Genomic DNA, 11816 nt, shown 5'->3' with positions numbered 1-11816 from the left:
CAAACTATTAATGAGTGATAATCAACAACAATAGGTTGTCACTCAAACTAAAATATTCAAGGAATAATAAAATGAAATTTCCACATGATTTTCTTTTCGGTGCAGCAACCGCGTCATATCAGATTGAAGGTGCTTGGGATGTTGATGGTAAAGGTGTAAGTAACTGGGATGTATTTACTAAGATACCGGGTAAGACATTTGAAGGTACAAATGGTGATGTTGCTATCGACCATTATCACCGTTATAAAGAAGACATTGCGCTAATGGCTGAGATGGGAATGGAGTCTTACCGTTTCTCTATCGCTTGGACTCGAATCTTGCCAAATGGTACGGGTGAAGTTAATCAAAAAGGCATTGAATTCTATAACAATGTGATTGATGAGTGTCTTAAGCATGGTATTGTTCCTTTTGTGACCCTGTATCACTGGGATCTTCCTCAAGTGCTTGAAGAGAAAGGCGGCTGGTTAAATAAAGATACCATCGACGCCTACCTAGATTATGCACAAATCTGTTTTGAAGCCTTCGGTGACCGAGTTAAAAACTTTATTACCTTTAATGAAACCGTGGTATTTACCGCACTGGGTTACCTTGCTGGCGCGCATCCCCCTGGTATTCAGAACGATCCAAAGAAATATTTCCAAGCGACCCATAACGTATTTTATGCGCACGCGCGATCAGTGATTGAATATAAAAAATTAAATCAATTTGGTGAAGTGGGTTTAAGTCATGTATTCAGCCCAGCATTTAGTGTGGATGACAGTGAAGAAAACAAACTTGCGGAATATCATGCTAACCAATTCAACACCCATTGGTTCTATGATCCAATTCTTTTAGGTCACTATCCAGAGTACGTGGTGGCAGAGCTTGAGCGTCAAGGTTTAACGCCAGATTGGACGGAAGAAGAACTACAAACACTAAAAGAAGCCGCACCATTAAATGACTTCATGGGCTTGAACTATTACCAACCAATGCGTGTTGAGAAATGTCCTGAAAATATTGAAACAATTGAAAGCACGCGTGAAAACTCAACAGGTTCTCCAGGCAAGCCTAGTTTTGATGGCGTATTCCGTACCGTTAAAATGGATGACAAACGCTATACCAAGTGGGATTGGGAAATTTCACCTGAAGGCTTTGTTAGTGGTTTAGAGATGCTGAAAGATCACTATGGTCAGATCAAGCTTTATATCACAGAGAATGGTTTAGGTGATGAAGATATTATTATCGAAGATACCGTGTGTGATATTCCGCGTATTAACTTTATTAACGATCACCTTGTGGCAGTGAAAACGGCAATTGACCGTGGTGTTCACATCAAAGGGTATTACGCGTGGTCTGCTATCGATCTTTTAAGCTGGTTAAACGGTTATAAGAAACAGTATGGCTTCATTCACGTTGACCATAACAATGACCTAAAACGTGGTAAGAAAGCCTCTTTCCATTGGTACCAAGAGGTGATTCAATCTCGCGGTGCAAACTTAAAATAACAATCATCAAATTAGGCTACCTTTGGGTAGCCTTAAGAGGTCGATATGAGTAAAGAGATTTTATTAGCATTTGATATTGGTGGCACACAAGTTAAATATGGCGTTGTGACTAAAGAGGGTGAGATTTTAGAAAAGGGCGCCATTGATACCAGTCATTCTGGGGATGAGATTGTTGCTAATATTGTCAAAATAAAAAATCAACTTGCTAAACAATATCCTTTGCATGGTGCCTCTTTCTCAATGCCTGGTTTTGTTGATGTAAATAGTGGCTATTTAGAAACTGCGGGCGCTATTTATGATTTTTATGGCCTTAACTTTCGTGACTTAATGTTAGAGAAGTTAGGTCTACCTGTTGAGCTAGATAATGATGTAAATTGTGTTGCGATGGCAGAGAAGTGGTTAGGCAATGGCAAAGGAATTGATAATTTTCTTTGCTTTACTATCGGTACTGGCATTGGTGGTGCGGTTGTCATTAATAATCAAATTGTTCGTGGTCATAATTTTAGAGCCGGTGAATTTGGTTTCACACTTGCAAATAATCCATTTAAAGCCGAAAGAAAAGGCAATGGACTAAGTGACACCGCTTCAATTTATGGCGGATTACGAAAGAAACTGGTTCGAAGAAAGCCTGAATTAAATTTTGACGAAACCTCTGGCAAAGACGTTTATCGATTAGCAGAAAATGGCAATAAAGATGCCCAACAAGTCATAGAAGCATTTTATCAAAGTATTGCTATCGGCATCTACAACCTGACTTTTGCCCTCAATCCACAAAAAGTGTTACTCGGTGGGGCGATTAGCGCAAGAGAAGAGATCTACCCTGAAATCACTAAAGCTTTGCAATATATTTTAGAACGAGAAGCACCGCAATTTAAGGTTCAAGTTTCAGATTTTGTCACTCTTGAATCTACCGCATTTAATAATGATTCTGGAATTATTGGTGCTGCTCATCACTTTTTTATGATGGCTGAGACGCGTAAATAGTCTCGCTCTTATCTCAAATTTTTATGAATTAATTAAAAGGAAAGACCCCATGTTAACTGCTGAAACGTTAGAAATGACCGTTATGGAACTGATTATTAATGCTGGTGAGTCAAAGTCATGTGCAATGGAAGCCTTAAGTGCCGCTAAAAAAGGTGAGTGGGATAAAGTCGATTCGCTATTAAGAAGCCTCTGCTGCGGCATCTAAGCGCGCCCATGATGTTCAAACGGCTCTTGATTGGTATGGATGAAGGTGAAGGAAAAGTGCCAGTAAACCTCATTATGGTTCATGCGCAAGACCATATTATGACGGCAATGCTAGCACGAAAGAGATGATTGTTGAGATGATCGATATTCATCGAAGATTACAAGCACTGTAATTGAAAATATCAAAAGGGAATGCTCTTTAATCTTATCCCTATTGAATTAGTTTATACCTAAAATAATTGGCGTTGCTAGTAGGCGAACGAGTACAGCCAACAACCTAGCGACTTCAAGTATGAAGGGTAGAGTTATTTTAAATTTAAGGAAGAATATCATGTTAAAAATTGCGATTGTTGGTGGTGGTTCAAGTTATACGCCAGAAATTATTGAAGGCTTTATTAAACGACATCAACAATTACCGGTTACTCATATTGACCTTTTTGATATTGAAGAGGGGCGTTACAAAGTAGAAACCGTTGGGGCGCATTGGCAAAACGAATGATCGAAAAAGCCGGTGTTGATATTAAATTAAACATTACCTTTGATCGTAAAGAAGCCTTAACCGGTGCCTCGTATGTCTGTTCTCAAATGCGTGTCGGTATGATCCCAGCCCGAATTGAAGATGAACTATTAGGCCATAAATTTGGCATGATTGGTCAAGAGACAAATGGTATTGGTGGTTTTGCTAAAGCAATGCGTACCATTCCTGTGACGCTGTCACTTTGTAAAGATATGGAAGAGATCTGTCCTGATGCATGGTTAATTAACTTCACTAATCCATCAGGCATTATCACTGAAACCGTGTTAAAACACTCCAATGTCAAAGTGGTGGGTCTTATGTAATGTTCCAGTTCATACTCAGTACGGTATTGAAGAGGTGTTAGGTAAAACCTGTCAGGTACAGTTTGCTGGTCTTAATCACTTTATTCATGCATTCCACGTTTGGGATCAAGGTCAAGATCGTATTGATGAGTTAATTGAACGTATGACCAATGGTGAAGAGTTTAATCTTCCCTAAAAATTTAGGTGAGGTCACTTGGATCCCTGAACAACTAAAACACCTTGGTGCATTGCCGTGTGGCTATCATCAATATTATTACAAACAAGATGATGCAGAGAAGAAAGAGCTAAAAACAGAAAATTTTGTTCCTCGTGGTGAAGAAGTTCAAGCAATTGAAACGGAACTGTTTAAGCTTTATGAAGATGTAAATCTTAGCGATTAAACCACCCCAATTACAAGAACGAGGTGGTGCATATTACTCTGATGCAGCATGTAACTTGATTAGCGCGATTCATAACGATGAGCGTATTTTAATGCATGTTAATGTTCGCAATAATGGCACGATTTCAGAACTTCCTGCAATGATTGTGCCATTGAAGCAACATCAGTCATTACCTCGTGTGGTCCTCAGCCATTAAATCTTGAACCAATTACAAACCCTGCCATTCGCGGTACACTTCAATTACAAAAAGCATTTGAAGAATTAGCCGTAGATGCCGGTGTAAATGGTGATTATGGTGCGGCACTTCAAGCGTTAACCATTAACCCATTGGTACGAAAAGGCACAGTAACCAAAGAGATTTTAGATGAGATGATTGCCGTTCATAAGGCGGATTACCTACCTCAGTTTGTATAGCAATATAGACTTAAAATAATTGGCGTTGCTAGTCGGCGGCAAGTGAGTGAGGCCTCATGAGTGTAGGTGTACTACATGATTGGCGCGAACGAGTGTAGCCAACAACCTAGCAACTTCGAATATGAAGGGTATAAAGTAATTAAAGCCCAACAACTCTAATCAATTGGGAAGTGGGCTTTAAATCAGGTTGATATTAAAAATAACTTTTATTATAAAATCAAATGAGGTATTTATACTTACTTAGAATATAAAACCTCTTTTTCCCTTTGGAATCGATATGACCACTATAAATGATATTTGTCGTAAAGTTGGCTTTTCAAAAGCGACGGTTTCTCGCGTCCTCAATAATACTGGACAAGTAAAACAGTCAACCAAAGACATTATCTATCAAGCAATGGAAGAGATGAATTATCGTCCAAGCTCTATTGCCCAGGCATTAGCGACAAATTCTTCTAATAGTATTGGGTTGGTTTTATCTGATTTTGATGGTGATTACTTTGGGCGATTACTAAAACATGCATCATCAACGGCGGATAAACTAGGAAAGCAGTTAGTCATTGCTGATGGTCATAATGATGCAGAGCAAGAAAAGAAAGCTGTTCATTTTTTAGTCGATCGTAAATGTGACATTATTATCCTTTATTCTCGTAAACTCTCCAATGATGATTTGATTAAACTAAAGCAAACCTCCTCGGTTCCAATTATTAATGTTGGCCATGTTTTAACGGAAGATGCTGGTTTTTCTATTGGGATTGATCACCAACAAGCTGCAACGTTAGCGATGCAGTACCTTGTCGATAATCATCACCAACAGATTGGTTATATTGGTCCAACACCCGTGACATCGACCTCTATTATTCGTTTTAATACCTTTAGAGATACGGTACTTGAACTTCAGAATATCAATCAAGATAAAAAGGAGAGTCAAGACCACTTAAATCCTAGATGTTATAACTTCACAGATGGTTATACCGCTTCTGAAGGTTACCATGCGGCGACGGAGTTATTAAAACGTCCTCAGCCATTGACGGCTATTTTTGCGGCTAGTGATGGATTAGCGATTGGAGTGTTAAAAGCGATCAAAGAAGCAAACTTACGTATACCAGAAGATATTTCACTAATTGGGATTGATAATGATGTTAATAGTCAATTTATGAGCCCGTCATTGACTACGATTCATCTACCTATTGCCAATATGATCAAAGAGGCATTTAGTTTTGCCGAACAAGTGATGGTAGATAATGAACTTAAACCCAAACAAGTTTCATTAAAAGGATCATTGATCGAGCGTGAATCTACACGCCCTAACACTGTTTAAGTCTCTGGCTAACTGTACTTTTATACTCTTCATACTTGAAGTTGCTAGGTTGTTGGTTGTACTCGTTCGCCGACTAGCAACGCCAATTATTGTAGGTATAGCCAACTCTACGACTTACTTAGGTGAGAATAAGATATCTTGAGGATCATCTAACCATTGAGGGAATTTTTTCATAATCTGACTAAAAATAGGCGAGGTTAAATGAGTTTGTAACCAACGTCCTGTCTGGGGATATGGACTTCCTTCAAACCATTTTTTATCTACGTGCGCAAACTGACGTATAAAAGGAAAGACCGCATAATCAGCCAATGTCGGTTGCTCGCCCATTAAATGCTCTTGACCTGTTAAACGCTCTTCTAGTTGCTGAATAAAGATCTCACATTGTTGACGATACTCCTCTTTTGATTGCTCCAAATGACGATCGGCATATTTATACTTATCTAACCAAGGTTTAAATTGTTGATCATTTTCTTCGATTAACTGCATTATTGCTTTCTGCTGATTGTTGCCATTTAAAAGAAAGTTTGCTTCAGGGCTTTGGTTTTGTGTTAATCCCCAAACCATAATATCTAAGCTTTCATCAATGACTGAACCATCCTGTAACTGAAGAACTGGGACTGTCCCTTTTGGTGATATATCCAACATCGCTTGCGGTTTGTTTTTTAATATAATCTCTCGAAGAATAACCGATTGATTACCTAAGAAAAGGCCAAGGCGACCCCGCATCGCATAAGGGCAACGACGAAAAGAGTAGAGTATTGGTAATAATTCCATGTTAAGCCTGTGTGTGGAATAGAAACTGAATAAAGTTAATCATAGATAATTAATAGAATCAATGAACATTCATTATCTATACCTTAAGTCATTGGCGTCGCTCGTCGGCGGAAATAAATGGGATTCCATGAATATAGAGGTACGCTATGATTGTTATAAATGAAAATAGCCTACAACTGAGTAACTTAAAGGAAAAGCGAGAGACGGAATTTAGCCATAATGACTTGATTATTAATCTACTATTTTGGATCTATACTTAAAAATTGACATGATCAATATTTTTATATGATTCAAAAGGATTTGAAATGCAACAAATAAAAAATAAACAGTTACTTACTTTTTTAGTTTCAGAAGAGAGCGAAAATCACATTAAAGTGACGAACCCAGCTACGGGTGAGTTAGTGGGATGTGTCCCATACTTATCTGAAACTGAGATCGTAGATGTGATAGAGAAGTCAAATATCGCTCAAAAGGAATGGGCAGCCATTTCTCTTAAACAACGATCGACATTATTAACTCGTTGGTATGAGTTGTTGATTGAAAATCAAGATGATCTTGCTCGTTTGATGACCTTAGAACAAGGTAAACCATTAGCCGAAGCAAAAGGTGAGGTGATATACGGTGCAAGTTTCATTCAATGGTTTGCAGAGGAAGCAAAACGCACATATGGAAATACAATCCCTGCCGGAACATCAGACAAAAAACTGATGACAATCAAACAACCGCTTGGCGTAGCCTGTGCAATTACACCATGGAACTTCCCTATTGCGATGATTACTCGTAAAGCGGGTCCAGCACTTGCGGCAGGTTGTAGTTTTATTGTTAAACCTGCTGAATTAACCCCTTTATCTGCGTATGCGGTCGTTGAGTTGGCCTATCAAGCAGGTATTCCAAAAGATGTACTGCAAGTTGTGATGGGGGAAAAAGCTTCGGCAGTCGGCGGTATTTTTACGTCTCACCCTTTGATTAAAAAGCTTTCATTTACCGGTTCAACGCCAGTGGGGCGTTTGTTGATGGAGCAATGTGCAAGTACGGTCAAGCGTACCTCAATGGAGCTAGGTGGTAATGCACCCTTTATTGTTTTTGATGATGCAGATTTAGATCAAGCCGTTACAGGAGCAATTGCCTCTAAATATCGTAATGCAGGCCAGACATGTGTTTGTGCGAACCGCTTCTATGTTCATGATGCTGTTTATGATCAGTTTATTGCTAAGTTTGATGCTGCAGTTAGCAAGTTATCTGTTGGTAATGGCTTAGATGAAGGTATTATGGTCGGTCCTGTCGTAGAGCAGAAAGCAAAAGACAAGATTCAGCAACTGATTAATCGTACCTTAGAGCAAGGTGCATCGTTAACGTCTGAAATGAAAGCATTACCAGGCTTATTTATGGCACCCGTCATCCTTCGAGATGTCACTCATAATATGGATATTGTACAAGAAGAAATTTTTGGCCCTGTCGCACCGGTTATTCGTTTTAGTAATGATGAAGAGCTGATTACTATGGCCAACGATACCATTTATGGCCTAGCTGCTTACTTCTATAGTCAAAATATCCATCGTATTTTCAAAATTTCAGAGTCATTAGAATACGGCATGATTGGCATCAATGAAGGCATTATTTCTACTGAGGTTGCCCCTTTTGGTGGGGTTAAACAATCAGGTATTGGACGTGAAGGAGGAAAAGAGGGGATTGAAGAGTATCTGGATGTGAAATACTTGTGTTTTGGTAATAACTAGTTCTCTGATTATTTTAGCGATAAATAGCAAAAAGGTTATGAAATTTGATAAATTCATAACCTTTTTAATTGAATTAAATAATAAAAAGATAAATTAAACAGAAAAGTAGGATTAAAAAAAGTCTGCTAATTTAAATTTAATATATTGTCACTCTAATTAATATTCAACAACAACTTCTTCTTTTACAACAATATCAACCATACATTCATAACCGACTACAGTCGCATAATGAATGCCATCTTGCTTTCTTGTTGACGTTACTTGATAAGCATTTATTTCACTATGACGATTTTTTAATATCTCAACACCTAAGTTAATTGCATTTCGTCTTAAATTATCATTTCTCGCTGTGGTTCTATCAACTAGATTACATTGTGTAGCTTGCTCACTAGTAATTTCAATTGGTTTATCCATTGGCATCGTCACTTGGTCATTCGATGAGCAGGCTGAAATAACAAAAACTGAACCTAACAAGAATGCTATTTTATATTTATGTAACATAGATTACCCCTCTACTAATATTAATTTCAGTGTAGGACTAAATTTTGATAACACAAATTTTAATTTATATGACTAAATATTTTTTCATATAAATTATCTGGTTAGTCTCTGATATTTTATTCCATATCGCTGTTATATCGTGGCTATTTTAATTTTATGACAATTTTTAATATAATATAAATTGCAGGTAGGATGTAGGCTAAATTTATCTGCCCTGCAACTAACGCCATTCCAATATCATCTAACGTATTGACCCAACTATTTTGTAGCTCGAAGCTGATTTGTGAACCAAATCCCATCATGTGTTTGTTATACATAGGTATTGCTAAGAATGCCCAAATAAGAAAAACATAACACCCTAAAAATGATACAACTTTATTCATTACTGTTTATTTTCTATGTTAAAAAAGTGGTATAGATAATATAGCCAACACCTTCTTATTTTATAATAAGAGAATTAAAATTATTATCATACTAAGATTAGAAATTTGAGGTTTTTAAATCATAGGAATGTGACTTTAAGGTAATGTATTTCAATCACATACAATGATGTGATTGAGATACATTCAATGCTTTTTTAAACAAGTTCTGTTGCTCGTTCACCTGCACCTTGAGAGGAACGATCACTATTGGCAACTAAGATCGCTGTCGCGGTCTGTTTTAACTGATTCCATTCTTGATCTTTAACAAATATTCCATCACGCCAAGAGAGTTCCCTTTGACGTTTAAACTCAGAGGCTGAAATATGCTTTTTATAATTCTGGTAACAAGCCGAAATATCAAAATCTGTTAACGATAATTCAATAGTGATCGACTGTTGACTGATGTTTTTGTCTTGCTCTATGTACTGCTGAGTAACCTCTTTTTTCCAATAAAGAGCTCAGGTGTTACTGCCCCTCGATTTAAAAAGTAAAGTACAGATCCTGAACTACTTTTTGTTGTCCATTGAGTCTTACACGCGATGCCTTTTCCTGCTAATTTAACCAATTCACTGTAAGCTAGCCATCGATTATGACAGTTATCTAATTGGATTGTTAAGGATTTTCTGTTGTTCTCTGCCATTAATTCTAATGCATAATCGATAATAATAGGAAGATGATAAGCCAAGCTACATTGATGTAAGTTTACCGTCATTAAAGTCTTATTTTGAGCAGATTGATCCGTTGATGTTTGAATATCAATTGGAAAATCAGGTTCACTTTTCATAAACTGACTTGCTCGATTAAAATGTTCTACACCATCAAGACCTATCATTTGTAGTTCTGTAACCATATTAGCAATAATATCCGCTTCACCACACTTACGTTGCATTCCCAAGAATGCTTTAGAAACTAAGGTAACCAGTTCATTATTTGATACGATCATAGTGATAACTCTCCATTGTTATTATTCTGATTAAGATGACTAGGAAGTAGAGGGAATAACCAATCATCAAGCTCTATTTCATCAAGCAATGGCGCACCTTGGAAAAAGGTCACTTGTACCCAACGATCGGAACGAGGATCGAATTTCGTTGCCCCAAATAATGCTAATTTACAGCGCAGTAAATGCATAGGTAAGGCATTTTGATGTAGAACATTCGATTGAATATCACCCATCACTCTATTTCCAAGAGTCCATACTCGTCTAACAATGGTTCGATATTGTGGTTGATTAAGTAAGAAGTCCGCAATGCTTTGAGTTTGTGGTGCATTGACTAAAGCTTGGTATAAATGAGAAGTTTGGCGTCCAATATCAAGAGGCAATTCACGTTCTTCTCCTAACTCTTCCCCTCTGACACCTAGACGAGGCTCTTCTTTGTCTTCTGAACGATACCAGAACCAATAGCTATTCTCAGGCAGGGTATAATCCGTTTCAATTGCCCATTGATAGCGACTTTGTATTAATGTTACCAATTCATTGACTTTCTTTCCGCGAGGAAGTGAATAAGCTTCATCACTGTTCATCTGATCAGAGAATTGATCCACTTTTTCTGGATAAATTTCCAGTAAACAAGACAGAATAATTTCTTGTGTCTCTAATGAAAGGGTATTGTTCTCTAAAATAAAATCAGACCATGTTGAAGCATTTAATGCTGTGTGTATTAATTCTGCTTGTAATTGATTTAACTCTTGAACAGCGCTGTGATTTAGTTGCTGTTGGTGAGCATTGATTGTGGTGGTTTGAGTTAAATGAGCTTTAGCTTTAGAAATGAATACCTTTAATGCATAAGCTTTCTCTTTGGTCACTGAAGATGCAAGTACTGTTGCAACTGCACGTTCTCTGGTTGTCATCCATTGATCAATAATATTTGGGTGATTGATAAGATAAGGCGCCATTCCTAAACCTGTCGCATTGCCGACACCTAAGAAACGTTGGAGACCTCGATCTAACGTGATTGCGTTATTACCGCCTTTTTGTTTCGCTAAATAATGGACCCAATCAAGACTAAAAAGACGAAGTAGATAAACTGCACACATTTGAGCACTAAATGACTGATTAAAATCTGGATTATCTTCAAGAAGCTTAAAGTCAGCAATGCCAAATTTTCCATTACCATAAACAGCTGTAGTACGGAGGATATAGCCGACATTGGCGAGTTCTTCTGCTTTAGGTTGCTGTCCATTTGCTAGTTGATCGATAATATGATCAAAAACGCGAACACTTTTATTGGCGCGAGCTAACACGAGAACGTTATTGGGGTTTCTGCCAGCTTCTTGGAGGGGCACATTTTGTTGTAATTGAGTCAGGAGGTTAATATCAACATCGCCCATCACTAAAGCGAATGTCACATCCCATTTTTCCGCAATGACACGATCATTACGTTCATGATCTTCGATTTGATCACAAAAGATCACTAAATTATAATAATGGTTTGGCGTCATAATTTTATAAATAACATGACCATAACCTTGTGGAGAGAGTTGCCATTCACTTTGACTGACTTTCCACTGTTCTTTTGCCATTTTTCTGGTTAATGAGCGCACAAAGCTAATGCGATTTTGGTGCATTGCGCCAAGACGATCGGGTTTCATCACAATATTGGCATTGCGTATTTCTTTAGTAATATCTATTGTTTTTTCTGTATTAATAGAACGATTTGCATCCATTTTGCTCACCTCTATCTTACTGATTTATTGGTTATTATTGTTACGACTTAAGTCGATATACCCTTCTTACTTGAAGTTGCTAGGTTGTTGGC

Annotated in this window: 8 protein-coding genes and 3 pseudogenes; 6 read left to right on the top strand and 5 right to left on the bottom strand. The window is 37.6% G+C overall.

All coding sequences use genetic code 11. The features are described from left to right. Positions 1 to 71: 71 nt before the first annotated feature. The 5 genes and pseudogenes from L0B53_RS01405 (at position 72) to L0B53_RS01365 (ending at position 5624) form a co-directional block, all read left to right on the top strand. Positions 72 to 1484, top strand: coding sequence for a glycoside hydrolase family 1 protein (locus L0B53_RS01405; protein WP_235059525.1), 1413 nt, complete (start codon positions 72 to 74; stop codon positions 1482 to 1484). Positions 1485 to 1529: 45 nt separating this feature from the next. Further along, positions 1530 to 2468 carry an ROK family protein gene (locus L0B53_RS01400; RefSeq protein WP_235059524.1) on the top strand — a complete coding sequence of 313 codons (939 nt, stop codon included), beginning with the start codon at positions 1530 to 1532 and terminating at the stop codon, positions 2466 to 2468. Between the two features lie 49 nt (positions 2469 to 2517). Beyond that, positions 2518 to 2845, top strand: a pseudogene (locus L0B53_RS19520) (PTS lactose/cellobiose transporter subunit IIA). 158 nt (positions 2846 to 3003) lie between these two features. Next, positions 3004 to 4306 (top strand): annotated as a pseudogene (locus L0B53_RS19325) (6-phospho-beta-glucosidase). Between the two features lie 277 nt (positions 4307 to 4583). Beyond that, entirely contained in the window at positions 4584 to 5624 is a 1041-nt protein-coding gene (locus L0B53_RS01365; RefSeq protein ID WP_235059520.1) for a LacI family DNA-binding transcriptional regulator, read from the top strand. 114 nt (positions 5625 to 5738) lie between these two features. Here the strand turns inward: L0B53_RS01365 and L0B53_RS01360 are convergent, their stop codons facing one another. After that, complete coding sequence (locus L0B53_RS01360) at positions 5739 to 6398, bottom strand: glutathione S-transferase (protein WP_235059519.1); 660 nt, start codon at positions 6396 to 6398, stop codon at positions 5739 to 5741. A 305-nt stretch (positions 6399 to 6703) separates the two neighbouring features. Between L0B53_RS01360 and L0B53_RS01355 the strand changes: the two genes are divergently transcribed. Next, the gene (locus L0B53_RS01355) at positions 6704 to 8134 is read left to right on the top strand and encodes an NAD-dependent succinate-semialdehyde dehydrogenase (RefSeq protein ID WP_235059518.1); all 1431 of its coding nucleotides are present in this window, start codon (positions 6704 to 6706) and stop codon (positions 8132 to 8134) included. 156 nt (positions 8135 to 8290) lie between these two features. Here the strand turns inward: L0B53_RS01355 and L0B53_RS01350 are convergent, their stop codons facing one another. The 4 genes and pseudogenes from L0B53_RS01350 to L0B53_RS01335 all read right to left on the bottom strand — a co-directional run bounded on the left by L0B53_RS01350 (position 8291) and on the right by L0B53_RS01335 (position 11724). Next, positions 8291 to 8635, bottom strand: coding sequence for a hypothetical protein (locus tag L0B53_RS01350; protein WP_235059517.1), 345 nt, complete (start codon positions 8633 to 8635; stop codon positions 8291 to 8293). 143 nt (positions 8636 to 8778) lie between these two features. Beyond that, positions 8779 to 9018: a hypothetical protein gene (locus L0B53_RS01345; RefSeq protein ID WP_235059516.1), complete on the bottom strand. Its 240-nt coding sequence runs from the start codon at positions 9016 to 9018 to the stop codon at positions 8779 to 8781. Positions 9019 to 9212: 194 nt separating this feature from the next. Further along, positions 9213 to 10000: pseudogene (locus L0B53_RS01340) on the bottom strand (DUF3726 domain-containing protein). Further along, positions 9997 to 11724, bottom strand: a complete 1728-nt coding sequence (locus L0B53_RS01335; RefSeq protein WP_235059515.1) for a hypothetical protein — start codon at positions 11722 to 11724, stop codon at positions 9997 to 9999. The pseudogene L0B53_RS01340 and the gene L0B53_RS01335 overlap by 4 nt, the downstream one beginning before the upstream one ends. Between the last annotated feature and the right edge of the window lie 92 nt (positions 11725 to 11816).

It is taken from the genome of Vibrio sp. SS-MA-C1-2 (assembly GCF_021513135.1).
In the GTDB taxonomy this organism is placed as follows: domain Bacteria; phylum Pseudomonadota; class Gammaproteobacteria; order Enterobacterales; family Vibrionaceae.
This window is presented reverse-complemented; position numbering and strand designations above follow the sequence as displayed.

Bases quoted from the DNA above. Each gene is read 5' to 3' on its own strand.
- L0B53_RS01365 (WP_235059520.1), top strand. From the start codon at position 4,584: ATGACCACTATAAATGATATTTGTCGTAAAGTTGGCTTTTCAAAAGCG.
- L0B53_RS01360 (WP_235059519.1), bottom strand. From the start codon at position 6,398: ATGGAATTATTACCAATACTCTACTCTTTTCGTCGTTGCCCTTATGCG.
- L0B53_RS01405 (WP_235059525.1), top strand. From the start codon at position 72: ATGAAATTTCCACATGATTTTCTTTTCGGTGCAGCAACCGCGTCATAT.
- L0B53_RS01335 (WP_235059515.1), bottom strand. From the start codon at position 11,724: ATGGATGCAAATCGTTCTATTAATACAGAAAAAACAATAGATATTACT.
- L0B53_RS01400 (WP_235059524.1), top strand. From the start codon at position 1,530: ATGAGTAAAGAGATTTTATTAGCATTTGATATTGGTGGCACACAAGTT.
- L0B53_RS01350 (WP_235059517.1), bottom strand. From the start codon at position 8,635: ATGTTACATAAATATAAAATAGCATTCTTGTTAGGTTCAGTTTTTGTT.
- L0B53_RS01355 (WP_235059518.1), top strand. From the start codon at position 6,704: ATGCAACAAATAAAAAATAAACAGTTACTTACTTTTTTAGTTTCAGAA.
- L0B53_RS01345 (WP_235059516.1), bottom strand. From the start codon at position 9,018: ATGAATAAAGTTGTATCATTTTTAGGGTGTTATGTTTTTCTTATTTGG.